Annotated in this window: 25 protein-coding genes; 19 read left to right on the forward strand and 6 right to left on the reverse strand. The window is 70.0% G+C overall.

The window, feature by feature from the left end:
* Position 1 precedes the first annotated feature (1 nt).
* From BM140_RS18030 to BM140_RS18105, 16 genes are all read left to right on the forward strand, one after another.
* Positions 2-1,159 (forward strand): methyltransferase, encoded by a 1,158-nt coding sequence (locus tag BM140_RS18030; protein ID WP_091949586.1) that lies wholly within the window; start codon positions 2-4, stop codon positions 1,157-1,159.
* A gap of 100 nt (positions 1,160-1,259) precedes the next feature.
* Complete coding sequence (gene bchC, locus BM140_RS18035; protein ID WP_091949589.1) at positions 1,260-2,198, forward strand: chlorophyll synthesis pathway protein BchC; 939 nt, start codon at positions 1,260-1,262, stop codon at positions 2,196-2,198.
* Positions 2,195-3,199 (forward strand): chlorophyllide a reductase iron protein subunit X, encoded by a 1,005-nt coding sequence (locus BM140_RS18040; protein WP_091949592.1) that lies wholly within the window; start codon positions 2,195-2,197, stop codon positions 3,197-3,199. The genes bchC and BM140_RS18040 overlap by 4 nt, the downstream gene beginning before the upstream one ends.
* A 3-nt stretch (positions 3,200-3,202) precedes the next feature.
* Entirely contained in the window at positions 3,203-4,732 is a 1,530-nt protein-coding gene (gene bchY / locus BM140_RS18045) for a chlorophyllide a reductase subunit Y (protein ID WP_091949595.1), read from the forward strand.
* A complete protein-coding gene (bchZ, locus tag BM140_RS18050; RefSeq protein ID WP_091949598.1) occupies positions 4,732-6,198 on the forward strand; it encodes a chlorophyllide a reductase subunit Z in 1,467 nt (488 codons plus the stop codon). Before bchY ends, bchZ begins: the two co-directional genes overlap by 1 nt.
* A 71-nt stretch (positions 6,199-6,269) precedes the next feature.
* Positions 6,270-6,494 (forward strand): hypothetical protein, encoded by a 225-nt coding sequence (locus tag BM140_RS18055; protein WP_091949601.1) that lies wholly within the window; start codon positions 6,270-6,272, stop codon positions 6,492-6,494.
* A gap of 132 nt (positions 6,495-6,626) precedes the next feature.
* On the forward strand, positions 6,627-6,860 hold the full coding sequence (pufB, locus tag BM140_RS18060) for a light-harvesting antenna LH1, beta subunit (RefSeq protein WP_091949605.1): 234 nt from the start codon (positions 6,627-6,629) through the stop codon (positions 6,858-6,860).
* A gap of 10 nt (positions 6,861-6,870) precedes the next feature.
* The gene (gene pufA, locus BM140_RS18065; RefSeq protein ID WP_056242949.1) at positions 6,871-7,059 is read left to right on the forward strand and encodes a light-harvesting antenna LH1, alpha subunit; all 189 of its coding nucleotides are present in this window, start codon (positions 6,871-6,873) and stop codon (positions 7,057-7,059) included.
* A gap of 78 nt (positions 7,060-7,137) precedes the next feature.
* Entirely contained in the window at positions 7,138-7,962 is an 825-nt protein-coding gene (gene pufL, locus BM140_RS18070; protein WP_091949608.1) for a photosynthetic reaction center subunit L, read from the forward strand.
* A gap of 128 nt (positions 7,963-8,090) precedes the next feature.
* Positions 8,091-9,068 (forward strand): photosynthetic reaction center subunit M, encoded by a 978-nt coding sequence (gene pufM / locus BM140_RS18075; RefSeq protein ID WP_091949611.1) that lies wholly within the window; start codon positions 8,091-8,093, stop codon positions 9,066-9,068.
* Positions 9,065-10,177 carry a photosynthetic reaction center cytochrome PufC gene (gene pufC / locus BM140_RS18080; protein ID WP_091949614.1) on the forward strand — a complete coding sequence of 371 codons (1,113 nt, stop codon included), beginning with the start codon at positions 9,065-9,067 and terminating at the stop codon, positions 10,175-10,177. The genes pufM and pufC overlap by 4 nt, the downstream gene beginning before the upstream one ends.
* 574 nt (positions 10,178-10,751) lie before the next feature.
* Positions 10,752-12,503 (forward strand): type I secretion system permease/ATPase, encoded by a 1,752-nt coding sequence (locus BM140_RS18085; protein ID WP_091949617.1) that lies wholly within the window; start codon positions 10,752-10,754, stop codon positions 12,501-12,503.
* Complete coding sequence (locus tag BM140_RS18090; protein ID WP_091949620.1) at positions 12,503-13,849, forward strand: HlyD family type I secretion periplasmic adaptor subunit; 1,347 nt, start codon at positions 12,503-12,505, stop codon at positions 13,847-13,849. The genes BM140_RS18085 and BM140_RS18090 overlap by 1 nt, the downstream gene beginning before the upstream one ends.
* Before the next feature lie 159 nt (positions 13,850-14,008).
* On the forward strand, positions 14,009-14,134 hold the full coding sequence (gene ykgO, locus BM140_RS18095) for a type B 50S ribosomal protein L36 (RefSeq protein WP_003601867.1): 126 nt from the start codon (positions 14,009-14,011) through the stop codon (positions 14,132-14,134).
* 81 nt (positions 14,135-14,215) lie between these two features.
* A complete protein-coding gene (locus BM140_RS18100) occupies positions 14,216-14,821 on the forward strand; it encodes a tetratricopeptide repeat protein (RefSeq protein WP_091949623.1) in 606 nt (201 codons plus the stop codon).
* A gap of 8 nt (positions 14,822-14,829) precedes the next feature.
* Positions 14,830-15,825 (forward strand): alpha/beta fold hydrolase, encoded by a 996-nt coding sequence (locus BM140_RS18105; RefSeq protein WP_244535484.1) that lies wholly within the window; start codon positions 14,830-14,832, stop codon positions 15,823-15,825.
* A gap of 75 nt (positions 15,826-15,900) precedes the next feature.
* Here BM140_RS18105 and BM140_RS18110 read toward each other — a convergent pair whose 3' ends face one another.
* Positions 15,901-17,214 (reverse strand): DNA polymerase IV, encoded by a 1,314-nt coding sequence (locus BM140_RS18110; protein WP_091949629.1) that lies wholly within the window; start codon positions 17,212-17,214, stop codon positions 15,901-15,903.
* A gap of 43 nt (positions 17,215-17,257) precedes the next feature.
* Between BM140_RS18110 and BM140_RS18115 the strand changes: the two genes are divergently transcribed.
* Positions 17,258-18,112 carry a cobalt-precorrin-6A reductase gene (locus tag BM140_RS18115; RefSeq protein ID WP_091949632.1) on the forward strand — a complete coding sequence of 285 codons (855 nt, stop codon included), beginning with the start codon at positions 17,258-17,260 and terminating at the stop codon, positions 18,110-18,112.
* A gap of 177 nt (positions 18,113-18,289) precedes the next feature.
* Here BM140_RS18115 and BM140_RS18120 read toward each other — a convergent pair whose 3' ends face one another.
* The 3 genes from BM140_RS18120 to BM140_RS18130 all read right to left on the reverse strand — a co-directional run bounded on the left by BM140_RS18120 (position 18,290) and on the right by BM140_RS18130 (position 21,565).
* Positions 18,290-19,717 (reverse strand): L,D-transpeptidase family protein, encoded by a 1,428-nt coding sequence (locus BM140_RS18120; RefSeq protein WP_091949635.1) that lies wholly within the window; start codon positions 19,715-19,717, stop codon positions 18,290-18,292.
* 144 nt (positions 19,718-19,861) lie between these two features.
* Positions 19,862-20,545 carry a DUF1796 family putative cysteine peptidase gene (locus tag BM140_RS18125; protein ID WP_244535485.1) on the reverse strand — a complete coding sequence of 228 codons (684 nt, stop codon included), beginning with the start codon at positions 20,543-20,545 and terminating at the stop codon, positions 19,862-19,864.
* Positions 20,546-20,602: 57 nt separating this feature from the next.
* Positions 20,603-21,565 (reverse strand): acetyl-CoA carboxylase carboxyltransferase subunit alpha, encoded by a 963-nt coding sequence (locus BM140_RS18130; protein ID WP_091949637.1) that lies wholly within the window; start codon positions 21,563-21,565, stop codon positions 20,603-20,605.
* A 373-nt stretch (positions 21,566-21,938) separates the two neighbouring features.
* Between BM140_RS18130 and BM140_RS18135 the strand changes: the two genes are divergently transcribed.
* Entirely contained in the window at positions 21,939-22,724 is a 786-nt protein-coding gene (locus BM140_RS18135) for a 3-hydroxybutyrate dehydrogenase (RefSeq protein ID WP_091949640.1), read from the forward strand.
* A gap of 57 nt (positions 22,725-22,781) precedes the next feature.
* On the opposite strand, the gene BM140_RS18140 is transcribed toward BM140_RS18135, so the two are convergent.
* Positions 22,782-23,141 carry a CsbD family protein gene (locus BM140_RS18140; protein WP_091949643.1) on the reverse strand — a complete coding sequence of 120 codons (360 nt, stop codon included), beginning with the start codon at positions 23,139-23,141 and terminating at the stop codon, positions 22,782-22,784.
* 190 nt (positions 23,142-23,331) lie between these two features.
* Between BM140_RS18140 and BM140_RS18145 the strand changes: the two genes are divergently transcribed.
* Positions 23,332-23,640, forward strand: a complete 309-nt coding sequence (locus BM140_RS18145; protein ID WP_091949646.1) for a DUF1244 domain-containing protein — start codon at positions 23,332-23,334, stop codon at positions 23,638-23,640.
* A 70-nt stretch (positions 23,641-23,710) separates the two neighbouring features.
* On the opposite strand, the gene BM140_RS18150 is transcribed toward BM140_RS18145, so the two are convergent.
* Positions 23,711-25,507, reverse strand: a complete 1,797-nt coding sequence (locus BM140_RS18150) for a thioesterase family protein (protein ID WP_091949648.1) — start codon at positions 25,505-25,507, stop codon at positions 23,711-23,713.
* Positions 25,508-25,693 lie beyond the last annotated feature (186 nt).

Genomic DNA, 25,693 nt, shown 5'->3' on the forward strand with positions numbered 1-25,693 from the left:
GATGCCCGCCGCAACGACGCAGTCCGAGCGGCCGGCAGCGGCGCCCGTCCGCCGCGGCTGGCGCGAGCGCTGGCTCGCCTTCCGCAACGGCACGGTGGCAAGCCCGGCCTTCCAGCGCTGGGCCGCCGGCTTCCCGCTCACCCGCGGCATCGCCCGGCGCAACACCCGCGCCCTGTTCGATCTCTGTGCCGGCTTCGTCTATGCGCAAGTGCTGTTCGCCTGCGTGCGGCTCGACCTATTTCGGTTGCTGCAGCCCGGCCCGCTCGCGCCCGAAGTCATCGCCCGGCGCCTCGACCTGCCCCCCGAGCGCGCCCTCACGCTGCTGAAGGCCGCCGCCTCCCTCGACCTGCTGACCCGCCTGCCCGACGGCCGCTTCGGCCTCGCCGATCTGGGGGCCGCAATGATCGGCAACCCGTCGATCGCGGCCATGGTCGAGCACCATTCCATGCTCTACGCCGACCTCGCCGACCCGGTCGCGCTGCTGCGGGACAAGCCCGACCGCACCCGGCTTTCGGCCTACTGGCCCTATGCCGGGGGCGGGGCCGAGGTCGCCGCCGATTCGGTCGCCGCCTATAGCGGGCTGATGGCCGCCTCGCAGGCCATGATCGCGGGCGACGTGCTCGACGCGCTGCTGCTCTCCGACCGCGCCTGCCTCATGGACATCGGCGGCGGGGAGGGCGTTTTTCTTTTCGAGGCTGCCCGGCGCCATCCGCACCTGACGCTGAAGCTCCTCGATCTGCCGCCGGTCGCCGAGCGGGCCCGCGCCCGATTCGAATCGGCCGGGTTCGGATCCCGCGTCACCTGCCATGGTGGCAGCTTTCGCGAGGGCATCCTGCCGAACGGCGCCGATGCGATCTCGCTGGTGCGCGTCGTCCACGACCACGACGATTCGGTCGTCGAGCCGCTTTTGCGCGCGGTCCATGCCGCCCTCCCGCCCGGCGGCCTCGTCGCCATCGCCGAACCGATGGCCGGCACGTCGGGCGCCGAACCCATCGGCGACGCCTATTTCGGCTTCTACCTCATGGCGATGGGCAGCGGACGGCCCCGCACGGCCGCCGAACTCTCGGCGATGCTCCTTGAGGCCGGCTTCACCGACATCCGCGAACGCCCGACCCGCCGGCCGCTCCTGGCAAAACTGATCACGGCAAAGCGCACCTAGCAGTGTAAACTCTGCTTGACGCTTTTTGGTGTCAGTCTAGGATGACACAAGGCGCACCACCGACCGGTGGAGTCGCGACAACCAGGGCGGAGGCGAGGACATGGAGGCTTTGGCCGTCGTCCTTGAACGACCGGAGCACTTGGCGCTCAGCCGCCTGGCGCTGACCCCTGCCGCCGCGGGCGACGCGGTGGTCGCCGTCTCCTGGAGCGGCATCAGCACCGGCACCGAGCGCCTGCTCTGGTCGGGCCGGATGCCGACCTTCCCCGGCATGGGCTACCCCCTCGTCCCCGGCTACGAATCCGTCGGCACCGTCGTCGCGGCCGGGCCCGAATGCGGGGTCGCGGTCGGGCAGACCGTGTTCGTGCCCGGTGCCCGCTGCTTCGGCGAGGTGCGCGGCCTGTTCGGCGGCGCCGCCTCCCATCTCGTGGTCCCGGCAGCCCGCCTCGTGCCGGTCGATGCCGGTCTCGGCGACCAAGCCTGCCTGATTGCGCTCGCGGCCACCGCCTACCACGCTTTGTCCGGCGTCACGCCGGGTTCGGCCAGCCTCATCGTCGGCCACGGCGTGCTCGGGCGGCTGCTCGCCCGTCTGACCGTGCTGGCGGGCGGCCAACCGGTGGTGTGGGAGCGCGATCCCGTCCGCCGGGACGGCCGCTTCGGCTATCCGGTGATCGCCCCCGAGGACGACACCACCCACGACTACGCCACCATCACCGATGTCAGCGGCAGCGCCGGCCTCCTCGACACGCTGATCGGCCGGCTCGCGCCGCAGGGCGAGATCGTGCTGGCGGGCTTCTACGAGGCGCCGCTCTCCTTCGCCTTCCCGCCCGCCTTCCTGCGCGAGGCCCGCCTCCGAGTCTCGGCCGAGTGGAGGCCGGACGATCTCGCCGCGGTGACGGCGCTGGTGCGCAGCGGCGGCCTGTCGCTCGACGGGCTGATCACCCATCGCCTCCCCGCGACCCAGGCCGAGGAGGCCTATCGCACCGCCTTCACCGACCCGGCCTGCCTCAAGATGATCCTCGACTGGAGGGCCTGCGCATGAACGTCCAGCTCAACAAGGCGTCGCTGAACGCCGCGGAAAAGCTGCGTGAGGAGGCGGCCCATGAGCCGGATCCGGTCGCCACGGGCCCGGTCAAGCGCGAGACGCAGATCATCGCGATCTACGGCAAGGGCGGTATCGGCAAGTCGTTCACGCTGGCCAACCTCAGCTACATGATGGCCCAGCAGGGCAAGAAGGTGCTGCTGATCGGCTGCGACCCGAAGAGCGACACCACCTCGCTGCTGTTCGGCGGCCGGGCCTGCCCGACCATCATCGAGACCTCGACGCGGAAGAAGCTCGCGGGCGAGCAGGTCGCCATCGGCGACGTCTGCTTCAAGCGCGACGGCGTCTACGCCATGGAACTCGGCGGCCCCGAGGTCGGGCGCGGCTGCGGCGGGCGCGGGATCATCCACGGCTTCGAGCTGCTCGAAAAGCTCGGCTTCCACGAATGGGGCTTCGACTTCGTCCTGCTCGACTTCCTCGGCGACGTGGTCTGCGGCGGCTTCGGCCTGCCGATCGCCCGCGACATGTGCCAGAAGGTCATCGTCGTCGGCTCGAACGACCTGCAATCGCTCTACGTCGCCAACAACGTCTGCTCGGCGGTCGAATATTTCCGCAAGATGGGCGGCAATGTCGGCGTCGGCGGCCTCGTCATCAACAAGGACGACGGCACCGGCGAGGCGCAGGCCTTCGCCCAGGCGGCGGGCATCCCGGTCCTGGCCTCGATCCCGGCCAACGAGGACATCCGCCGCAAGAGCGCGAATTACGAGATCATCGGCAAGCCCGACGGGCAGTGGGGTTCGCTCTTCGCCGCGCTGGCGCAGAACGTGGCGGACGCCGCGCCCCACCGCCCGACCCCGCTCTCGCAGGACGGCCTGCTCGGCCTGTTCTCCAGCGAGACCACGGGGCGCGACTACGTGCTGGAGCCCGCCACCATCGAGGACATGTGCGGGGTCTCGACCCTGGTGAAGCCGTCCCTCGAAGTCGTCTACGACGAGGTCTGAGGCATGGCCGTCTCCCTCGACATCGGCGCCTTGCGCGCCCGCAAGCCGGCGGAACCGGTCAACCTCGAGGCCACCAAGGCTGACGGCCTCGGCTGCCACGCCGGCAAGGACGCGATGCGGGCGGCTGCCGAGGCCGCCGGGATGTCCGAGACGCTGGAGCGGCTGCGTCAGGATTATCCGGCGGGCCCCCACGACCAGCCGCAGAGCATGTGCCCGGCCTTCGGCAGCTTGCGCGTGGGCTTACGCATGCGCCGCACCGCGACGATCCTCTCAGGGAGCGCCTGCTGCGTCTACGGGCTGACCTTCACCTCGCATTTCTACGGGGCGCGCCGGAGCGTCGGCTACGTGCCGTTCAATTCCGAGACGCTCGTCACCGGCAAGCTGTTCGAGGACATCCGCGAGGCGGTCCATGCCTCGGCGAGACCTGAGGAATGCGACGCCGTCGTCGTCATCAACCTCTGCGTCCCGACCGCCTCGGGGGTGCCGCTGCGCCTGCTCCCGAAGGAAATCGACGGGGTGCGCATCATCGGCATCGACGTGCCGGGCTTCGGCGTGCCGACCCATGCAGAGGCCAAGGACGTGCTGGCCGGCGCGATGCTGAAATTCGCCCGCTCGGAGGCCGAGCAGGGTCCGGTCCAGGCGCCTCGCGGCGGTCGCTCCGAACGCCCGAGCGTCGCTCTGCTCGGCGAGATGTTCCCGGCCGATCCGGTGGTGATCGGCGCGCTGCTCGAACCGCTCGGCCTCTCCGCCGGCCCCGTGGTGCCGACGCGCGAATGGCGCGAACTCTACGCCGCCCTCGACGCCACCGCGGTCGCGGCGATCCATCCGTTCTACACCGCGAGCATCCGCGAGTTCGAGGCGGCCGGGCGGCCCGTCATCGGCTCCGCCCCGGTGGGTCACGACGGCACCGCTGAATGGCTCTCCGCCATCGGCAACGCCTGCGACGTGCCCTCGGAAAAAATTGCGGCGGCGCAGAACCGGATTCTCCCCGCGATCCGCGGTGCGCTGTCGGCCATGCCGATCAAGGGCCGCATCACGCTGTCGGGCTACGAGGGCTCGGAGCTTCTGGTCGCCCGCCTCCTGATCGAGAGCGGCGCCGAGGTGCCTTACGTCGGCACCGCCTGCCCGCGCACGCCCTGGTCCGAGCCGGACCGGGTCTGGCTGGAGGAGCGCGGCGTCACGATCCGCTACCGCGCCTCGCTCGAGGACGATCTTGCCGCCTTCCATGAATTCCGGCCGGACCTCGCCGTCGGCACCACGCCGGTGGTGCAGCACGCCAAGGAGCGCGGCACGCCGGCGCTCTACTTCACCAACCTGATCTCGGCCCGGCCCCTGATGGGGGCCGCGGGCGCCGGCTCGCTCGCCCGCGTGATCAACGCCGCGCTCGCCAACAAGCCCCGTTTCGATGCCATGCGCGACTTCTTCGAGGGTGTCGGCACGGGCCATGCCGCCGGCATCTGGCAGGAGATTCCCAAGCTCAAGGCCGCGCCGAAGGCGGCGGCTCCCCTCAAACCGATCGGGGAGATGGCCTGATGCTCGTCCTCGATCACGACCGCGCCGGCGGCTACTGGGGCGCCGTCTACGTCTTCACCGCGATCAAGGGGCTCCAAGTCGTCATCGACGGTCCCGTCGGCTGCGAGAACCTGCCGGTCACCTCGGTGCTGCACTACACCGACGCGCTGCCGCCGCACGAACTCCCCATCGTCGTCACGGGGCTGGCGGAAGAGGAACTCGGCCGCCACGGCACCGAGGGCGCGATGAACCGGGCCCATGCCACGCTCGATCCGGGCCAGCCCAGCGTCGTCGTCACCGGCTCCATCGCCGAGATGATCGGCGGCGGCGTCACCCCCGAGGGCACCGGCCTCCAGCGCTTCCTGCCGCGCACCATCGACGAGGACCAGTGGCAGGCGGCCGATCGGGCGATGTCCTGGCTCTGGCAGGAATACGGCGCCAAGCGCTTCGCCAAGAAGGGCATCCCGGCCCGCCCCGAGCGCAAGGCCGGCGAGAAGCCGCGCGTCAACATCATCGGCCCGGCCTACGGCACCTTCAACATGGCGTCCGATCTCGCCGAGATCCGTCGCCTGGTCGAGGGGCTCGGCGCCGAGATCAACCTGACCTTCCCGCTCGGCTCGCATCTCGCCGACGTGCCCAAGCTCGTGAACGCGGATGCCAATATCTGCCTTTACCGCGAGTTCGGGCGCCTGCTCTGCGAGAGCCTGGAACGGCCCTACCTCCAGGCGCCGATCGGCGTCCTGTCGACCACCAAGTTCCTGCGCTCGCTCGGGGCAATCCTCGGGCTCGATCCCGAGCCGTTCATCGAGCGCGAGCGCCACACCACGATCAAGCCAGTCTGGGATCTCTGGCGCTCGGTGACACAGGACTTCTTCGGGACCGCGAGCTTCGGCATCGTCGCCACCGAGACCTATGCCCGCGGCGTCCGGCACTTCCTCGAAGAGGAGATGGGGCTGCCCTGCCACTTCGCGTTCGCGCGCAGCGCCGGACAGAAGCCCGACAACGCCGCGGTGCGTGACGCCATCAAGGCCAACCCACCGCTCGTGCTGTTCGGCTCGTTCAACGAACGGATGTACCTCGCCGAGGCCGGCGGGCGGGCGGCCTACGTGCCGGCCTCCTTCCCCGGCGCGATCATCCGGCGGCACACCGGCACGCCGTTCATGGGCTACGCGGGCGCGACCTACCTCGTCCAGGAAGTCTGCAACGCCCTGTTCGACATGCTCTTCCACATCCTGCCGCTCGCCCGCGACATGGATGCGGTCGAGGCGACGCCCGCCCGCACCCACCGCGAGCTGCCCTGGGATTCGGCCGCACGGGAAAAGCTCGAAGCGCTGGTCGAGGCGCAGCCGGTGCTGGTGCGGATCTCCGCGGCCAAGCGCCTGCGCGACGCCGCCGAGCGCGCCGCCCGCCGCGCCGCGGCCGAGCGGGTGGCCCCCGCCCATGTCGAGCGGGCGCAGGCCGACCTCACCGTGGGGGCCGCCGCATGAGCGCGACCGCCACGTCCCCCCTTCACCGTCCGGCCCGCGTGAGCGGCGGACCCATCGCGGAGAGCCACTCCATGCAACGCTCCCTGACCGCACCGTCCCGCCACACCAGCGAGGCGATCCAGTTCCGGATCATCCTGGCGGCGACCTACCCGTTCTTCCTCGCCGCCGCCCTGGCGCAGCGGGTGCTCCCCGGGCGCGCCCCGACGCGGCGCGGCCTGCCCGTGATGCGCCGGTCGGTCTTCGGCGAGGCCAAGGCCATGGCGGTCTCGGCCATTCCCTTCGCCTTCATGGGCTGACCTTCCAGCCCGAGGCGAACTCACCTTCCGTGCGGTGTCACGGGGGATCCTACGCCGCGATTGTCATCGAGTTGCGGCGTCACCCGCTGCGTCCCCGAAAAGGGCGCGGCCCAACCAGCGGAGGTTCAATCGATGGCCAGCGGAATGACCACTGAAAGACCGAGCAGCCTCTCAGGGCTGACGGAACCGGAAGCCAAGGAGTTCCACGCGATCTTCCTGACGAGCTTCATCATCTTCACGGCGATTGCCGTGGTCGCCCACATCCTCGTCTGGCTGTGGCGCCCCTGGCTTCCCGGGCCGAAGGGCTACGCCATGCTCGACGGCGTGCAGCAGGCCGCCCACGGCCTCGTTTCGATGATCAGCTGAGGAGGATCGCATGCACAAGGTTTGGCTTCTGTTCGATCCGCGCCGCACGCTGGTGGCGCTCTTCACCTTCCTGTTCATCCTGGCGCTGCTGATCCACTTCATCCTGCTCAGCACCGACCGGTTCAACTGGCTGGAAGGCCCGAAGGACGCCAAGGCGGCCGCCGCCCATAGCCTCGTCCTCCCGTCGATGCCGGGCTGACGCGCGAACACCCCGCCGCGGGCCGGTCCCGACCCGCCCGCGGCATTCCCTCTCCGACCCCCCGGGAGGAACCGGCCCATGGCGATGCTGAGTTTCGAGCGAAAATACCGGGTCCGCGGCGGCACCTTGCTCGGCGGCGACCTGTTCGACTTCTGGCTGGGGCCGTTCTACGTCGGCTTCTTCGGGGTCACGACGATGTTCTTCACGGTGCTCGGCACCGCGCTGGTGATCTACGGCGCGGCGATCGGCCCGACCTGGAACATCTGGCAGATCAACATCGCCCCGCCGGACCTGAAATACGGGCTGGCGCTGGCGCCCCTGAAGGAGGGGGGCCTGTGGCAGATCATCACCTTCTGCGCGGTCGGGGCGTTCTCGTCCTGGGCCCTGCGCGAGGTCGAGATCTGCCGCAAGCTCGGCATCGGCTACCACGTGCCGTTCGCCTTCTCCGTGGCGATCTTCGCCTACGTGACGCTGGTGGTGATCCGCCCGTTCCTGATGGGCGCCTGGGGCTACGGCTTCCCCTATGGCATCCTCAGTCACCTCGATTGGGTGTCGAACACCGGATACCAGTACCTGCACTTCCACTATAACCCGGCGCATATGCTCGCGGTGAGCTTCTTCTTCACCACGACCTTCGCGCTGGCGCTGCACGGCTCGCTGATCCTGTCCTCGACGAACCCGCCGAAAGGCGAGACCGTCAAGACGCCGGAGCATGAGGACACCTACTTCCGCGACACGATCGGCTACTCGATCGGCACGCTCGGCATCCACCGGCTCGGCCTGTTCCTGGCGCTGTCGGCGGGCTTCTGGAGCGCGGTCTGCATCGTCATCAGCGGGCCGTTCTGGACGCAGGGCTGGCCCGAATGGTGGGGCTGGTGGCTCAACCTGCCGATCTGGCGCTGAAACCCGGCGTAACGAACCAAGACTGACATCCGCGGCCGGCGCCCCCGCCGACCGCGCCCCCGGTAACGATCGATCGACGGGCACGAGGATCCACCTCGGGCGACCGTAGGTCCAGGGAGGGAGAATCCGTGGCCTACTACCAGAATATCTTCACCGCGGTGCAGGTGCGCCCGCGCGAGCCGGAGCACGGTATCCCGGTCGCGGTCGACAACCGCGTCGGCAAGCCGTTCAACAGCTACCTGTTCGGGCTCCTCGGCAATTCGCAGGTCGGGCCGATCTACGGCGGCTATCTCGGGGCTTTGTCGCTGACCTGCGGCCTGATCGCCTTCGAGATCATCGGCCTCAACATGCTGGCTTCCGTGAACTGGGACCCGATCCAGTTCGTGCGCCAGCTCCCCTGGCTGGCCCTGGAGCCGCCGCTCCCCAAATACGGCCTCAAGGTGCTGCCGCCCCTCAACGAGGGCGGATGGTGGCTGATCGCCGGCTTCTTCCTCACCGCCTCGGTGCTGCTGTGGTGGGTGCGCATGTACCGCCGCGCCAAGGCGCTGGGGCTCGGCTCGCACACCGCCTGGGCCTTCGCCGCGGCGATCTGGCTCTACCTCGTCCTCGGCTTCATCCGGCCGCTGATGATGGGTTCGTGGAGCGAGGCGGTGCCCTTCGGCATCTTCCCGCACCTCGATTGGACCGCCGCCTTCTCGCTGCGCTACGGCAACCTGTTCTACAACCCGTTCCACATGCTCTCGATCGCGTTCCTGTACGGATCGACGCTGCTCTTCGCCATGCACGGCGCCACCATCCTGGCGACCAGCCGCTACGGCGCGGAGCGTGAGATCGACCAGATCGTGGACCGCGGAACGGCCACCGAGCGCGCCGCCCTGTTCTGGCGCTGGACCATGGGCTTCAACGCCACGATGGAATCGATCCACCGCTGGGCGTGGTGGTTCGCGGTGCTCACCACGATCACCGGCGGCATCGGCATCCTGCTCACCGGCACGGTCGTCGACAACTGGTACCTCTGGGCGGTCAAGCACGGTGTCGCGCCGGCCTACCCGCAGGTCTACGGGCCGATCACCGATCCGCTCAGCACGCCGGGAGCGACGCCATGAAGACACTTCTCGTCGTCGCGGCGGCGGTCGTCGCCACCTTCCTCACCATCGCCCAGTTCGGCACCGCCGGCTGGACGAGGCCCCCGATCCTGGCCCAGCAGCACGGCTTCCGCGGCACGGGCATGGACCAGATCCAGACCAAGGCGGGGGCGGCCGCGCTCAAGGCCGCCAACGTCGCCCCCGATCCGGCCGAGCCGGTCGAGCAGGGCACCGACAAGGCCGGCGCGACCTATCAGAACGTCCAGGTGCTGAAGGACGTCAGCGTCGAGGAATTCAACCGCCTGATGACCTCGATGACCGAGTGGGTGGCGCCCGAGCAGGGCTGCACCTACTGCCACAACACCGAGAACATGGCCGACGACAGCCTTTATCAAAAGAAGGTCGCCCGGCGCATGATCCAGATGGTGCAGCACATCAACACCACCTGGAAGGAAAAGCATGTCGGCGAGGCGGGTGTGACCTGCTACACCTGTCACCGCGGACAGCCGGTGCCGAAGAACGTCTGGTTCGACAATCCGGGGCCGAACTACAAGACCGCGTTCACGCCGCGCAACAACGGCCAGAACCTGGCCTCGCCCTCGGTCGGCCTCGCCTCGCTGCCCTACAACACCTTCGCCGAGTTCTTCGCCAAGAAGGACGTCGATCAGAACCTGATCCGCGTCAACGCCACGACGGCCCTGCCCGAGAGCAAGGGCAAGCCGATCCAGGACGCGGAGCGGACCTACGGCCTGATGATGCACATGTCGTCGGCGCTCGGCGTCAACTGCACCTACTGCCACAACACCCGGGCGATCTCGAACTGGTCGCAGAGCACGCCTCAGCGGACTCTCGCCTGGCACGCGATCCGGATGGTGCGGGACCTCAACGGCGACTACATCGAGCCACTGACCTCGACCTTCCCGCCCAACCGCCTCGGTCCGACCGGCGACGCGCCGAAGCTGAACTGCGCCACCTGCCACAACGGCCAGAACAAGCCGCTCGCCGGAGCCCACGTGGTCGAGACCTATCCGGAGCTGACCCAGGTGACGGCCGAGGCCGGCGCAGCTCCGCCCCAGGAACCGGCTCCGGCCAAGGAACCGACTCCGGCCCCGGCCCCCGCTCCGAATTAGCGGAACCCGGTCGCCCGCAGGGATCCGAACAACATCGCCGCCGGCCCGAACCCTCGGGCCGGCGGTTTTCGTCGTTCACCCCGTCGCCGCGGTTCCCGAGGCGATCCGGCGTGACCTTTTTGTCGCGACGGCCTTCCGTGAGGCCGATCACGGACGACGCGTCGCGGTCAGGACATCTTCATGAAAGGCAGCCATGCGATAACGCGTGGAAGGCATCCCGTTCCGGCGGGCCGCCGAGGCTTCGACCACACCGAGGCTGTAGACCAATATTCATGCGAGCGCCAGCATCGCCGCAACGGATCAATACGACGATGAACCGCCGCGCCCGAAGCCAGATCAAGAGAAGATCCGCAGCGGCGAGGCGATTTTCTGTCGTTCGGCCTGGCGTAGAGCGCATATCGAGCCGTCGATGGCGAGATGCCGGCAATAGCTTCGCAGTTTGTGTGCGAGACATGCTGATATTCCGCTTAAATTTGGACACGATTGGTCCTATGAACGCGGATTGGTCGCAGTCTCCGAACGGAGCCGATCAGGACGGCGGCCGTAGGGTCGCCGGAAGGTGGGGGGCAGGGCGGTGAGCAGAGGGCGCGACAGGAACGAGATCGCTGCGGCACTGGGACAGTGCAAGGCGGCCTTCATCGGCGTCGCCGTGATGAGCGGCCTCGTCAACATCCTCTACCTCACCGGCTCGTTCTACATGCTCGAGGTCTACGACCGGGTCATCCCGAGCCGGTCCGTGCCGACCCTGATCGGCCTCAGCGTGCTGGCGCTGGTCCTCTACGGCTTCCAGGGCGTGCTGGAGGCGATCCGCTCGCGCATCCTGGCGCGCATCGGCGCCGCCCTCGACGAATCCCTGAGCGGCCGGGTGTTCGACATCGTCGTGCGCGCGCCGCTCAAGGGCGCGGTGCCCGGCGACGGCCTGCTTCCGCTGCGCGACCTCGACCAGATCCGCTCGTTCCTGTCGGGCACCGGCCCCTCGGCCTTCTTCGATCTGCCGTGGATGCCGATCTATGTCGGCATCTGCTTCCTGTTCCATCCCTATATCGGTGTCGCGGCGATTATCGGCACGGCGATCCTGGCCGGGCTTACCTTCCTGACCGACCGGGCCACCAAGACGCCGACCCAGGCCGCCACCGGCCACGGGCTGCGCCGCAACGGGCTCGCCGAATCCGGCCGGCGCAACGCGGAGGTACTCGCCGCCATGGGCATGCAGCAGCGGCTGGCGGCCCGCTGGGCCTTGGCCAACCGCGACTACATGCAATCGCACCAGAGCGTGGCGGATGTCGGCGGCGGCTTCGGCGCCGGCTCCAAGGTGTTCCGCATGGCGCTGCAATCGGGCGTGCTCGCGCTCGGCGCGTGGCTGGTGATCCACAACGAGGCAACCCCCGGCATCATCATCGCGGGGTCCATCCTCGTGTCCCGCGCCCTGGCGCCGGCCGAACTCGCCATCGCCAACTGGAAAGGCTTCGTCGCCGCCCGCCAGAGCTGGCGGCGCCTGTCGGAGCTGTTCGCCAAGCTGCCGGCCTCCGAGCAGCCGCATGCGCTCCCGGCCCCGAGCCAGGTCATCTCGGTGGAGGGCGTCAGCATCGCCCCGCCCGGCACGCCGCGCGTGGTGGTGCAGGACGTCACCTTCACCCTGAAGGCCGGCCAGGGCGTCGGCGTCATCGGCCCCTCGGCCTCGGGCAAGTCCTCGCTGGTGCGTGCCATGGTCGGCGTCTGGCCGCCGGTGCGCGGCAAGGTCCGCATCGACGGCGCGGCCCTCGACCAATGGTCGAGCGACGATCTCGGCCGGCATGTCGGCTTCCTGCCCCAGGAGGTGGAGCTGTTCGCCGGAACGGTGGCCGAGAACATCGCCCGGTTCGAGCCGAACCCGCCCTCCGAGCTCGTCATCGCCGCGGCCCGTGCGGCCGGCGTCCACGATCTGATCCTGCGCCTGCCGGAGGGGTACGACAGCCGCATCGGCGAGGGCGGGGCCGGCCTCTCCGCCGGCCAGCGCCAGCGCATCGGCCTCGCCCGCGCGCTCTACCGCGATCCCTTCCTCGTGGTGCTCGACGAACCCAACGCCAACCTCGACAGCGAGGGCGAGAACGCCCTGACCCAGGCGATCCTGGGCGTGCGCCAGCGCGGCGGCGTCTGCGTCGTCGTCGCCCACCGGCCGAGCGCGCTGGCCGCCGTCGACCTGATCCTGATGATGGCCGACGGGCGCGCCCAGGCCTTCGGGCCGAAGGACGAGGTGCTGAAGCGCGTGCTGCGCCCGGCTCCCGCGCCGGTGGCGGCCCCGCCCGCCGCGCAAGCCGTCGCCAACGCCCGGCAGGAGAGCGCCTGATGTCCACGAGCCTCGCCCCCATCGCGGGCCTCAGCCCCGCTCTGCCGCGGCCCACCGCCCACGGCTCGATCCGCCGTCATCTCGCCGTGGCGCTCGGGCTGGCCGTCGTCCTCGTCTTCGGCATCGGCGGCTGGGCCACCTTCACCCACGTCTCGGCCGCCGTGATCGCGCCCGGCCAGCTCGTGGCCGAGACCGACATCAAGAAGGTCCAGCACCCCACCGGCGGCGTCGTCGGCCAACTCCTCGTGCGCGAGGGCCAGAGGGTCTCGGCGGGCGACGTGCTGATCCGCCTCGACGAGACCCAGACGCGGGCCAATCTCGACATCGTCCTCAAGGCGATGGACGAACTCGCCGCGCGGCGCGCCCGCGACGAGGCCGAACGCGACGGCCACAAGACGATCCAGTTCCCCGACGAGCTGGTCTCGCGGATCGACAGCGACCCCTCGGTCGCCCGGCTCATCGACGGCGAATCGCGCCTGTTCGCCTCGCGCGTCGCCGGCCGCGAGGGCCAGAAGGCGCAGCTGCGCGAGCGCGTCGATCAGCTCCGCCAGGAGATTTCCGGCCTCACCGAGCAGGCGGCGGCCAAGGACCGGGAGATCGTCCTGATCGGCCAGGAACTGAAGGGCGTGCGCGAACTCTATTCCAAGAACCTCGTGCCGCTGTCGCGCGTCACGGCGCTGGAGCGCGACGGCGCGCGGATCGAAGGCGAGCGCGGCCAGCTCATCGCCTCGACCGCCTCGGCCCGCGGCAAGATCGCCGAGACCGAGTTGCAGATCTTCCAGATCGATCAGGAGATGCGCACCGAGGTCGGCAAGGATCTGGCCGAGATTCGCGGCAAGTGGTCGGAGCTGCGCGAGAAGCGCATCGCGGCCGAAGATCAGCTCAAGCGCATCGAGATGCGCGCGCCGCAGGACGGCTACGTCCACCAGATGACCGTGCACACCATCGGCGGCCTCGTGACGCCGAGCGAGCCGGCCATGCTGATCGTGCCGGCCGCCGACCAGCTCCTCGTCGAGGTGCGGGTGCAGCCGCAGGACATCGACAATGTCCGCGTCGGCCAGAAGGCCAACCTGCGCTTCTCCGCCTTCAACATGCGCACCACCCCGGAGATCGACGGCGTCGTCGTGCGGGTCTCGGCGGACGTGACGACCGATCCGAAGACCGGGATGAGCTTCTACACGGCGCGCATCCGCATCGCCGACGACGACAAGAACCACCTCAAGGGGCTGCGGCTCGTGCCCGGCATGCCGGTGGAGTCCTACACGCAGGTCGGCGAGCGCTCGGTGCTGTCCTATCTGACGAAGCCGCTGACCGACCAGCTGGCGAAAGCGTGGCGCGAGCGGTAGCCGCGACACCTTGCCTGCGGAGGCCGTTGTCTGGTAAGGCGGCGGCCTTCCCGCGATGTCATGAACCGCCATCGCCGGAGTGCCGCTTGCGGCGCTCCGTTCCGAGAAACACTTTCTGACAACAGGCGGCCGGTCTCGATCCGCGCCGACGTGAGACCGATGAAGATTCGCAACTCCCTCAAGTCCCTCCGCGGCCGTCACCGCGACAACCAGCTCGTCCGCCGCAAGGGCCGGGTCTACGTCATCAACAAGACCCAGAAGCGCTTCAAGGCCCGCCAGGGCTGATAAGCTGACACGCTGGCGCCCGAGCAGGGCGCGGCGTGCGGGCGCGTTGACGCTCCTTGTGACCGGGTGGATGTTGGCTTCATGCCGCGCCGCCCGTTTCCGTTTCTGATCCTCTTCCTCGCCCTGGCCGGGACGAATGCCGTCGCCGCCCCGGCCCCCGAGCCGGGCGGGCGCGAGCAGCCGGACAAGGAGCGCAAGGCGCCGCCGCCGGTCAGCCTCGACGACCTCTACAAGCGGCTCAAGGACTCGGACGACGAGGCAGAATCGAAGGCCGTCGCCACCCTCATCGAGCGCCGCCTCGGTCGCTCCGGCAGCGCCACCGCCGACCTCCTCTCCGACCGCGCCCGCCAAGCCATGGCCGGCAACGAGCTGCCGCTCGCCGTCGAGCTGATGGACCGGGCCGTCGCCCTGGAGCCCAACTGGGCCGAGGGCTGGAGCCGGCGCGCGACCCTGTTCTGGCGCCTCTCCGACACGCAGAACGCCATCGCCGACCTGCAGCGCGCCCTGGTGCTCGAGCCGCGCCATTTCGAGGCCTGGGCGGCCTTGGGCAAGCTCTACCTCGCCGCAGACGACAAGGGCCGCGCTATGGACGCGTTCCGCCGGGCGGAGGCGCTCTACCCGCGCTGGGACATCCTCAAGAAGGCGATCGACCGGCTGAAGCCCGACGTGGACGGCCGCGACCTCTGATTCCGGCCGTGCCCGACCTTCTCCGCTTCGCCGCCGGCTTCCTCGCGCTCGCCGCCGGCCTCGTCGTCCTGGCGCTCGGGGCCGCCGCCGCGGCGACCCTGTTGATCGCGGCCCGCGTCGAGGCGCGCTATCCGCCGGCCGAAACCCGCGTCGCCGTCGCGGGTGGACGAATCGCCTATCTCGAAGACGGGCCGCGGGAGAATGCGCGGGGCACGGTCGTGCTGCTGCACGGCGCCTCGGCCAACGCCTACGATCCGATGGAGGGCGTCGGGCGCGGCCTCGCGCGCGCGGGCTTCCGCGTCGTCTCCTTCGACCGGCCGGGCTACGGCAACAGCGACCGGATCGCGGGCGGGGAGGCCGCGACGCCCGCCTTCCAGGCGCGGGCGCTGCACGAGGCGATCGACCGGCTCGGGCTCGGGCCGGTGATCCTCATGGGCCATTCGTGGTCCGGCGCGCTGGCGCTGCGCATGGCCCTCGACCGACCGGAGCGGACGGCGGGCCTCGTGCTGCTCGCGCCCGTGGCGATGCCGTTCCCGCCCACTGCGCTGCCCTGGTGGGCCGGGCTCGCCCTGAAGCCGCCGGTGACGTGGCTGCTGACGCGGACGATCGCGGTGCCGTTGGGGCTCTACTACCTGCCCGGCGTCGCTCAAGGAGTGTTCCGGCCGGAGCCGCCGGTCGAGGATTATGTCGGACGAAGCCGCGCGCCGCTGATCCTCCGGCCGGGTCCGGCGCTTGCCAACATCCAGGATCTCGCCGGCCTGCCGGCGGCTTTGGCCGAGCAGGCGCCGCGTTACGGCAGCCTTCGCGTGCCGACGGTGATCGTGTCGGGGGAGGGCGATCCGGTCGTGGTGACCGGCAAGCAGGCCGAACCACTGAGCCGGGCGATTCCGGAGGCGCGCCTCGTCACCCTGAAGGGCGCCGGCCACATGATCACCTACACCGCGCCCGACGCCATCGTGCGGGAGACGGAAAGCCTGCTCGCTCGGCTGCCCGGCCGCTCGTGAGACCGGCTCGCCTCTTCCCCGCCGCTTCGGCCAGGCGCCTCGTGCCGGGCCTCGGATCCGGCATGAGGCGCTCGCTCACTGTGCCGCATCGGCTTTTTCGGAAAGCCGGCGGCCACCTTTCGGACCGGCACTCTCGCCGGTGAAGACCAGTCCCCGCTGGATCGCGCCTGCGCCGAACTTTTCCCGCACCCGGTCGAGGGCGGCCTCGCGGCGGGCCAGCCGCTCGATGTCTTGGTCGGCGAGATCGCCGCGGTCGGCATGGAGACCGGCGCAGAGGTCGCCGCCGCCGATGCCGATCAGCCGGAACGGGGTGCCGTCGCAGGCCGCGCGCAGCATCGGCTCGCCGGCGCGAAACAGGCTCTCGGCGAGTTGCGTCGGGGGAAGGCCACCGCGGGTGCGGGTGCGCAGGCGGAAGCGCGCGTCCTTCAGCTTCAGGGTGACGCTGCCGGCCGCCAGTTCCGACCGCTTCAGCCTGGCCGAGACCCGCTCGCACAACCGCCACAGTATCGGCCGCAGCTCGTCGAAGCGGGCGATGTCGGCGGCGAACGTGGTCTCGGCCGAGACGCTCTTGGCCTCACGGGTCGGGCGCACGGGGCGCCCGTCCCGGCCCTCGGCCAGGGCCATGAGGCGCAGCGCGTCGCGCCCGAGCGCCCCCTGCAACCGCTCCGCCCCGACCCGCGTCAGGTCGCCGACCCGGTGGACGTTGAGCCCGGCCAGCCGGTTGCGCGCGCTCTCGCCGATGCCGGGCAGGATGCCGACCGGGCGCTCCGACAGGAACGCGACGGCATCCTCGCCGGCGATGATCGAGAAGCCGCGGGGCTTGTCGAGGTCCGAGGCGATCTTGGCCAGGAACTTGTTCACCGAGAGCCCGACCGAGACCGTGATGCCGATCTCGGCCTCGACCCGCGCGGCGAAGCGGGCCAGCGTCAGGGCCGGGCTCGCACCGTGCAGGCGTTCGGTGCCCGAGAGGTCGAGGAAGGCCTCGTCGATCGAAACCGGCTCGACCAGCGGCGTCAGCGCCAGCATCATCGCCCGCACCTCGCGGCCGACGCGGGCGTACTTTTCCATATCGGGCTTGATGACGACGGCGTCGGGACAGCGCTTCAACGCCTCGAACATCGGCATGGCCGAGCATACGCCGGAGATGCGGGCGAGGTAGCAGGCGGTCGCCACCACGCCGCGCTTGCCGCCGCCGACGATCAGCGGACGATCGCGCAGGGATGGGTCGTCGCGCTTCTCGACCGCGGCGTAGAAGGCGTCGCAATCGACATGGGCGATGGTCAGCCGGTCGCGGGCCGGATGATCGACGAGCCGCGGCGAGCCGCAGGCGCGGCAGCGGCGGGCACCCTCGCTTTGCGTCGTCAGGCAATCGCGGCAGAAGGGGGACACGGAACCTCCGCCACCAGCCCGCGGCTTCGAGAAGACAGTACGAATGACGAACGCGGCGGACCAGGGGCAACCGGGCGGCGAGGCGCCCCGTCCTCCGAAAATTCTCGTTCTCGGGGGCACCACCGAGGCGAGTGCGCTGGTCAGAAGGCTGGCCAGGCGGCCGGATCTCGACATCACCCTGTCGCTCGCCGGGCGCACGGCCGCGCCGCGGGCCGAGCCGGTGCCGACGCGCATCGGCGGCTTCGGCGGGGTGGACGGGCTGACGGCCTGGATCGCGGCCCACGGCGTCGCCGCGGTGATCGACGCGACCCATCCCTTCGCCGCCCGCATCTCCGCCAACGCTGCCACGGCGTGCCGCGCGGGCGCCGTGCCGCTCCTGGCGATCCGTCGCCCCTGCTGGGTGCGGCAGCCGGGGGATGCGTGGACCGAGGTGGAGAGCGTCGCGGCCTGCGTCCCGGCTCTGGGCGACATCCCGAAACGGGTTTTCCTGACGATCGGGCGGCAGGAACTCCCGGCCTTCGCGGCAGCGCCGCAGCATTCCTACGTCGTGCGCACCATCGAGCCGGTCGCCGACGCGCTGCCGGTTCCCACCGTCACCGCGTTGCGCGCCCGCGGGCCGTTCTCACTGGACGACGAGATGCGGCTGATGCGGGAGGCCCGGATCGACGTGCTGGTGACGAAGAATTCCGGGGGGACGGCGACCTATCCGAAGATCGAGGCGGCGCGCCGGCTGCGGCTGCCGGTCGTCATCGTGCAGCCACCGGTGCTGCCGGATGTGCCGTCGGCGACGGATGCGGAGGGAGCGGTGGAATGGCTCGAAGAGCGTTTTTCGCGCTCGGCGCCGCGCCCGGCCCGGGCCGTCGATGAACGCGAAATCTCGGGCTCCGGTTCGGCGTAGGCAGCCGGGTTTCGGGCCGGGCGGCGACCGGGAGAGCGCCCGGCCGGAATCGAAGGGCCGCTTTGGCCGGGACGGAACGTCGATCGTAATGCGCGATCCCCGCGCGGTCGCGGGGATCGTTCAACCGTCAGGTGATTCGTGCCACGCCGATGCGACGGCGTGGGCGAAATCCCGCGATCAGTTCTTGAGCGAGCCCGTCGTGGTCACCGCCGCCTGAGACTTGGCGGATGCGGTCGCCGCCTTCGGCGCGGCCTCGTGAGCCGGCTTGGGCTTCGTGGCTGCCGCCGCCGGCTTGCGCGGGGCAGAATCGGGTTCGGCCGCCGCCTTGTCCTTCTTGGCGCCGAGGTTGCCCAGCACCTTGTGGTAGGCGGTGGCATCCCCCTCGGCGTCGGCCACGGTGATGCGGGCCGCTTTGGCGCCCGGCTTCGTCTCGTCCTTGGCCGGGGCCTGCACGGCCACCACCGTCACGGGCTTCTCGCTCGCCTTGCGGGCGGCGGCGGCCTTGGTCGGGCCGGGCGCGTCGGCGGGGGCGGCGGCGACGAGGATCGGCTTGCCCTTGGCGTCGATCTCGATCTCGCTCGGGCCGAGCGCGAGGCTCTCGGGCCGGCTCACCTCGCCGAGATGGTGGCGGCCGTAATCCTTGGCCGTGTAGGCCAGCTCCTTGTCCTTCTCCTTCTCGGAATCGGTCAGGCTGGCGAAGGTGGTGGTCGGCGCCGGTTGCGGGCGGAAGACCGGGTTCTGGCCGCCGTCCTCGTAGACCACGCGGGTGGCCGGCGTGCCCTTGGCGATCAGCTCGGCGACCTCGCGGTTGTCGCGGTCGCGCTTCTCGGCCACCAGGGTGTCGATCCGCGGGGTGCAGTTGCCCGCCGCCACGTCCGACCCGCCGAACACGTATTTGGTGCCGCAGGCGGCGACCCGCGGCTCGTCCTTGAGGGCCTCGAAATAGTCCGAGCCCTCCTTGAGGTTCTTCCAGAACGGGGCGTTCGGATCGTTGCGGAACTTGGCGATGTTCGCCGCCGTCATCCGGAACGGATAGGCCTGGAACTGGAACGCGCGCTGGCCGCCGTTGAACGCCTCGCGGGCGATGGCGTAGATCTCCGCCATCGACGCGTCGGTCATGGCAAAGCACCCGGCCGACGAGCAGGTGCCGTGGACCATGATGTAATTGCCGGTGCCGCCCTTGGCGCGATCGACAGCATTGGGATAGCCGACGTCGAACGACAGGTAATAGCTGGAATTCGGGTTCATCTGACCCGGCGTGATCGTGTAGAAGCCCTCGGGCGCCTGCCGGTCACCCTGCTTGTTCTTGGGGCCGAGCTGGCCCGACCAGCGGCAGATCGGGAAGGTCTTGAGCAGCGCGTACTGGCCGGTGCCGGTGCGCTTCCAGACCTCCATCTCCGATTCCTTCTTGAAGGCGCGGATCAGGATCGGGTCGGATTGGCTCATGCCCTTGGTCTGCATGAGCGAGAGGGTCTGCGGCGGAATCGGCGTCAGGCTGCGGGTCGAGGCGCCGCCGAGCATGGCGCTGTCGTTGCAGGCACCGAGAGAGAGCGCGAGGCTCGTCGCCAGAGCGGCGGCAGCCGCCGCCAACGGACGCACAGCCATGGGGAACCCGTCCTCGAATACATTCGTCCGCCGGACTTCAGCCCGTTGACGGACGCCACTCCCCGTAACCCATAGACCGGGTAAACTTACCCGGACCTTACCACAAGGCATCGCCGCATTTGGTCGGCCAGTGTGGCCCGCGGGTTACGGTTCCCGAGGAAGTCGCGCCCGCTCCCGCACCAGGGCGGTCACGAAGGCGTCATCGGCGGGGTCGGCGAAGCGGATTCCGGTGGAGGGCGAGCGGGTCTCGACCTTCAGCCAGTCGAAGCCGTCCTCCCTGGCTCGCTCGACGATCGAGGGATGCACCGCGCCGGGAGCGAGTTCCAGCACCGTCAGGTGGTTTTGCGCACGCCGGGCGGCGAGCAGCTTGCGAATCGCGGGGAAAACCTCATCGGCCGTGGGAACCGTCGTCATCAAGTAGAAGCGGTTTCGCGTCCCCGGTGCATCGAGCGCCGTGCGCAGGCGCCGGACGCCGGCCTGGAGGAAGCGGAAATCGTCGTCGCTCGCGGCCGGGTCGTGGTGGTTGAACACGAACGGGATCGCATGTCGCTCGCGGTAGAGCCGATGCCCGCAGCGCGTCTCGTCCGGTGCCATGCGCTCGTCCGGCGGCGTGCTCTCGTACTGGGTGCGGTCGAGAAGCGCCGAGAAATCGTCCGCGAGGCAGTCACGGACCATGCCGGGCGCGGAGAAGATCCAGTCGAACGGCCCGGACCACGTGCGCAGCCCCTCGGCCTTGAGGATCTGCGCCATGTGGCAGTGGCTGCCCAGCGACACGTGGTTGAGCGCGCCCGGCTCGCGGGTGTCGCGGAGCTGCAGGCGATGGGGCAAGCGTTTCCGCAGACGCCCCAGCAACCGGGCGAGGGGGAGGGGCGCCACGGCCCCGCCTCAGAGCTTGCGGCCGATCTCCAGGAACTTCTGAGCGCGCCGGTCGCGGATCTCGTCCGGGCCGAGACCGTCGAATTCCGCCAGCGCCCGGGCGAGCGCGTCGCCGACCGCGGCAAGCGCCGCCTCGCGGTCGCGGTGGGCGCCGCCGGTCGCTTCGGGCACGATGCCGTCGACGATGCCCAACCGCAGGAGATCCTGGGCGGTGATCTTCATGGCGGTGGCGGCCTCATGCGCCCGGCCCTGGTCGCGCCACAGGATCGAGGCGGCGCCCTCGGGCGAGATCACGCTGTAGATCGCGTGTTCCAGCATCAGCACCTTGTTGGCGGTGGCGATGGCGATGGCCCCGCCCGATCCGCCCTCGCCGATGACGATCGCCACGTTCGGGACGCCGAGCGCGAGGCAGGCCTCGGTGGAGCGGGCGATGGCCTCGGCCTGCCCGCGCTCCTCGGCCTCGATGCCGGGGAAGGCGCCGGCGGTGTCGACGAAGGCCAGCACCGGCAGGCCGAAGCGGTCGGCGGTCTCCATCAGGCGCACCGCCTTGCGGTAGCCCTCGGGCCGGGCCATGCCGAAGTTGTGGCGCAGGCGCGCTTCCGTGGTCGCGCCCTTCTCCTGGCCGAGCACCAGCACCGGTCGGCCGCGGAAGCGTCCGAACCCGCCGATGATGGCCTCGTCCTCGCCGAAGCTGCGGTCGCCGGCCAGCGGCGTAAATTCCTCGATCAGCCCGGCGCAGTAATCGACGAAGTGCGGCCGCTGCGGATGGCGGGCGACCTGCGTTTTCTGCCAGGGGGTGAGCCCGGCATAGAGGTCGGAGAGCGCCTGGGCGGCCTTGGCCTCTAAGCGACCGACCTCCTCGCTGATCGACACCGCGCCGTCGCGCTGGCCGAGGGCCCGGAGTTCTTCGAGCTTGGCTTCGAGTTCCGCGACGGGCTTTTCGAAGTCGAGATAGGAGCGCGTCGCCGCCATCGAATGTCGGTCCAGTCCAATTCGGGTCCGCAGGCCCCCCGGCGCGGTGGGGGGTGATGTCGGGAAAGCGGGCGCGGGTGTCAACCGTGGCGACCCGATGGGCCGCGTTCACTGCCTTCCTATCACCCGCAACGACCGTCATTCCGGGGCCGCGCGAGCGGAACCCGGAATCCCGACCGGGCGCCACGTCGCCGCTTGAGCCGGGGATCCCGCATCACGGGCGGATTCCGGGATCTCGCCTTCGGCGACCCCGGGAATGACGACGGGAGTGGGCTGTCATGACCGTACCGGCGGCTCTCGTTCGACTTCGCCCCCGCCTTCGGGCATGTCCGTGCCGGACTGCCCGCGCGGCGCGCAACGGAGAGACGTTTCCATGAGCCTCACAGGGAAAACCGCCGTCGTCACCGGCTCCACCAGCGGCATCGGCCTCGCCATCGCGCGAGGGTTCGCCAAGGAAGGTGCCAACGTCGTCCTCAACGGTTTCGGCAAGCCCGAGGAGATCGAGGCGGCCCGCACCAAGATCGAGAGCGAGTTCGGCGTGAAAGCGGCCTATTCGCCCGCCGACCTGACCAAGCCCGCCGAGATCGGCGGATTGATCGACCTCGCCGTCGAGACCTTCGGCAGCGTCGATATCCTCGTCAACAACGCGGGCGTGCAGTTCGTCTCGCCGATCGAGGAATTCCCGCTGGAGAAGTGGGACCAGATCATCGCGCTCAACCTGTCCTCGGCGTTCCACACCATGCGGGCGGCGATCCCCCACATGAAGACCAAGGGCTGGGGCCGGATCATCAATACGGCCTCGGCGCATTCGCTCGTCGCCTCGCCCTACAAGTCGGCCTATGTCGCGGCCAAGCACGGGATCAGTGGGCTCACCAAGTCGGCGGCGCTCGAACTCGCGACCTTCGGCATCACGGTCAATTGCATCTCGCCGGGCTATGTCTGGACGCCCCTGGTCGAGAGCCAGATCCCCGACACGATGAAGGCGCGCGGCCTCACCAAGGAGCAGGTGATCGAGGACGTGCTCCTGAAGGCGCAGCCGACCAAGGAATTCGTCACCGTCGATCAGGTGGCCGCGCTCGCGGTGTTCCTGTGCGGCGACGGCGCCAGCCAGATCACCGGCGCCAACCTCGCCATGGATGGCGGCTGGACCGCGCAGTAGCTCTTTCGGACTTTTCAGGGCCGGCGCCTTCACCGCGCCGGCCCCTTGCTCTCGGCCTCAGCGGCGCGAATTGTTCACGAGCAGGGCGAGGCCGTAGCCGACCGCGCCCGCGATCAGCAGGGCCAGGAACGGGTTCTCGCCGACCTGGCTCTGCACCCGCTCGCGCCCGTCGCGCAGATACGTGCCGCCGTGGCGCGAGACGCGGTCGTAGGCGTCGCTGGCATAGTCACCGAGATCGTCGGCGACGTCGCGCACGGTGTCCTTGGCCTGCCCGTAGAGGCGCTGGGCCTTGCCTTCCGCCTCGCGGTAGCGGCCCTCAAGCGAGTCCCGGTCCGAGCCGACGGCGTCGCCGACCACGCCCTGCGCCCGCCCGCCCAGATCCTTGGCGGCGCCGACGATGCGATCCGTGTCAACCATGGTGGAACTCCTCTTGTCTCGCTCAGGCCACCGCGCCAAGCGGCGTGGCCGGTCTCGGACGGGAGAACGCTCAGGCCGCCGGGATCGGTCCCGCGATGCAGCGTAAAAACCGCCGGAGCGGAGGGCCGGCTTGACGTGGGCGCGTGCCAGGACGACCTCAGCGACATCTCACCCCACCGAAGGCCAGCCCATGTCCGAGATCGATCCCGCCACGCAGACCGAATTGGAGGCGGCGGTGTTCCGCCGGCTCGTCGCGCATCTGCGCAACCGCACCGACGTGCAGAACATCGACTTGATGAATCTGGCGGGCTTCTGCCGGAACTGCCTGTCGAATTGGCTCAAGGACGCCGCCGACGAGCGGGGGCTCGCCCTCACCAAGGACCAGAGTCGCGAGCACGTCTACGGCATGCCCTACGAGGAGTGGAAGCGGACGCACCAGACCGAGGCGAGCCCCGACCAGCAGGCGCGGTTCGCGGCCGAGCAGGCAAAGGGTCACTGATCGACCTCGAAGGCCGACACTGCGGACGCGGCCGGATTTCTCTCGGCCCGCCCGCGAAGGATGCTCGATCCTACGACGCCATCGGCGGCGCAAGCGCCGGCTCCTCGCGCCAGCGCGCCGGCGCGGCGCCTGCGGGCGCATACGGCAGAAACCCCTCGACGATGCTTTTGGGGATATCGAGCGGCCGGTAGGTCCGCGTGTCCACGAACATCAGGCTCTGCTCGCCGCGCCCCAGCAGCCCCTGCGCCGCGCTGTGGATCTCATGCTCCAGCGTCACGAACTTGCGGTTGGCGTGCTTCACCCGGATGCGCACCGTCAGCGCCTCGAACTCCCGCGCCTCGCGGCGGAAATCGTGCTGGAACGACTTCGTCAGGATGTAGAACTCGGTCGAGGCGAGATCGAAATCCGGGACGCAATGCCGGAAGAACAATTCGCGCGCCTTGCCGACCCAGCGGACGTAGTTGGCAAAATAGATGTTCCCGACCGAGTTGGTGTCGTCGTAGGTCGGCGTCAGGCGGATCACGAAGTCGCGGCCCTCGAAGCCCTCGGCGCCGCCGAGGTGGTCGTTGACGACGCGGATCACCGTGGCCGTGGGCTCGGGCGCCGGGGCCGGAACCGCCGGGGCGGGCGCGCTCCAGCCGAGATATTGCGCTAGCATCGGCAGGGCGCCGATGAGCGGCACCAGGGCGGCCAGCGTCAGGAGCGCGGCGTTGGGGGTGACGTAGCCGGCCACCGCCAGGAGCGCCGCGGTGGCGCCCAGCAGCGCGCACAATACCGGATCGTAGGCCCGCTGGGCGCCGAGCACCTCCAGCAGCAGGCAGGCGGCAGCACCCGCGAGCAGGGTGGCGAAGGGCAGCATCAGGTAGATCATCGACAGGTTCGCCGCCGCGACCGCCGCGGCGAGGGCCCCCGCGGCGAGGACGATCCAGAGCGGCGAGGCGACGAGGCTCGCGGGCACGAAGGTGAGCAGCACCGACTGGCTGCGCGCCGTCAGCCCGGTCATCGACCAGCGCAGGGCCGCGTAGGCGCTGTCGATGGTGGAGAGAGCGGCGATCGCCGCCCAGAGGGCGAAGGCGAGCCCGGCTCCGTCGAGACCGGTTCGCAGAACGGCGGCGGCCACCGCCGGCTGGAACCCGGCGAGGCCATCGGCGGTCGTCACGGCTCCGGCCGGCCCCGCCGCGGAGGCGATCAGCGCGTTGAGGGTGAGGAGCCCGAGGAAGAGGACGGCGCCGACTCCGTAGGCGAGCCGCACCGATCCGCCGCCGCGCCGGATCTCCACCACCCGCTGCCAATGCTGGAGATCGGTCCAGGGTCCGAGCAGGAATCCGACCAGCGTCGGGGCGACGAGGCCGAAGAAACGCTCGTCGGCGACGAAGAGCGGCGTCGGTCCAGCGGGCGCCGCCATACCGAGCCCGGTCCAGGCGACGAATCCCGCGCCGATCCCGAGCGCCAGCAACCCGGCATGGACCCAGCGCAGGCGGCGCAAGGTCAGCGCGTGCCCGAGAATCGCCGCGACCAGCACGAGGCCGACGATGGCGCCGGCCGCCCGCTCGCCGAACAAGGGCGCGCCGACATACCGGAACAGCGCGAACAGGGTGATGGCCACCGCGAAGAGCTGCGCCAGCAGGAACAGCCCGGCATAGGCGCCTTCCGCCCGGCGCAGGATCGCCGCCGGATCGCGGCGCCGATCCCCCAGCACCCAGCCGAACAGGAACAGCCCGAGGGCGTTCGGCAGGGCGAAGGCGGCAAAGCCCGCCCAGCCATGGGCCAGCACCACGTGGACCGCGTAGAAGAAGCCGAGCCCCCACAACCAGGAGAGAGCCACGGTCGGCGACCAGGAGAGGGATTCCGAGAGGTTCGAGCGCATCGCCGCCTATCCGCGACCCGGTCCGCGGCCCGGGACATCACAAGACTAGGCGCGGATCGACGCGCTCGATACGCAGCAAACCGCATGCCTCACAAGAATTTCAGTGGTTGTTGCCAAATTCTTTCATCCACAATCACCCGCCATAGATCTTAAATATTCCCAATATTTTCTCGATGTTGAGCCCAT

Source organism: Methylorubrum salsuginis, from assembly GCF_900114375.1.
GTDB lineage: Bacteria > Pseudomonadota > Alphaproteobacteria > Rhizobiales > Beijerinckiaceae > Methylobacterium > Methylobacterium salsuginis.

Coding starts and splice junctions, on each gene's coding strand:
- ykgO (WP_003601867.1), top strand. CDS start 14,009: ATGAAGATTCGCAACTCCCTCAAGTCCCTCCGCGGCCGTCACCGCGAC.
- pufC (WP_091949614.1), top strand. CDS start 9,065: ATGAAGACACTTCTCGTCGTCGCGGCGGCGGTCGTCGCCACCTTCCTC.
- bchZ (WP_091949598.1), top strand. CDS start 4,732: ATGCTCGTCCTCGATCACGACCGCGCCGGCGGCTACTGGGGCGCCGTC.
- bchY (WP_091949595.1), top strand. CDS start 3,203: ATGGCCGTCTCCCTCGACATCGGCGCCTTGCGCGCCCGCAAGCCGGCG.
- BM140_RS18040 (WP_091949592.1), top strand. CDS start 2,195: ATGAACGTCCAGCTCAACAAGGCGTCGCTGAACGCCGCGGAAAAGCTG.
- BM140_RS18140 (WP_091949643.1), bottom strand. CDS start 23,141: ATGGTTGACACGGATCGCATCGTCGGCGCCGCCAAGGATCTGGGCGGG.
- BM140_RS18090 (WP_091949620.1), top strand. CDS start 12,503: ATGTCCACGAGCCTCGCCCCCATCGCGGGCCTCAGCCCCGCTCTGCCG.
- pufB (WP_091949605.1), top strand. CDS start 6,627: ATGGCCAGCGGAATGACCACTGAAAGACCGAGCAGCCTCTCAGGGCTG.
- BM140_RS18130 (WP_091949637.1), bottom strand. CDS start 21,565: ATGGCGGCGACGCGCTCCTATCTCGACTTCGAAAAGCCCGTCGCGGAA.
- BM140_RS18100 (WP_091949623.1), top strand. CDS start 14,216: ATGCCGCGCCGCCCGTTTCCGTTTCTGATCCTCTTCCTCGCCCTGGCC.
- BM140_RS18120 (WP_091949635.1), bottom strand. CDS start 19,717: ATGGCTGTGCGTCCGTTGGCGGCGGCTGCCGCCGCTCTGGCGACGAGC.
- BM140_RS18055 (WP_091949601.1), top strand. CDS start 6,270: ATGCAACGCTCCCTGACCGCACCGTCCCGCCACACCAGCGAGGCGATC.
- BM140_RS18115 (WP_091949632.1), top strand. CDS start 17,258: ATGACGAACGCGGCGGACCAGGGGCAACCGGGCGGCGAGGCGCCCCGT.
- pufA (WP_056242949.1), top strand. CDS start 6,871: ATGCACAAGGTTTGGCTTCTGTTCGATCCGCGCCGCACGCTGGTGGCG.
- BM140_RS18150 (WP_091949648.1), bottom strand. CDS start 25,507: ATGCGCTCGAACCTCTCGGAATCCCTCTCCTGGTCGCCGACCGTGGCT.
- BM140_RS18030 (WP_091949586.1), top strand. CDS start 2: ATGCCCGCCGCAACGACGCAGTCCGAGCGGCCGGCAGCGGCGCCCGTC.
- BM140_RS18145 (WP_091949646.1), top strand. CDS start 23,332: ATGTCCGAGATCGATCCCGCCACGCAGACCGAATTGGAGGCGGCGGTG.
- bchC (WP_091949589.1), top strand. CDS start 1,260: ATGGAGGCTTTGGCCGTCGTCCTTGAACGACCGGAGCACTTGGCGCTC.
- pufL (WP_091949608.1), top strand. CDS start 7,138: ATGGCGATGCTGAGTTTCGAGCGAAAATACCGGGTCCGCGGCGGCACC.
- BM140_RS18135 (WP_091949640.1), top strand. CDS start 21,939: ATGAGCCTCACAGGGAAAACCGCCGTCGTCACCGGCTCCACCAGCGGC.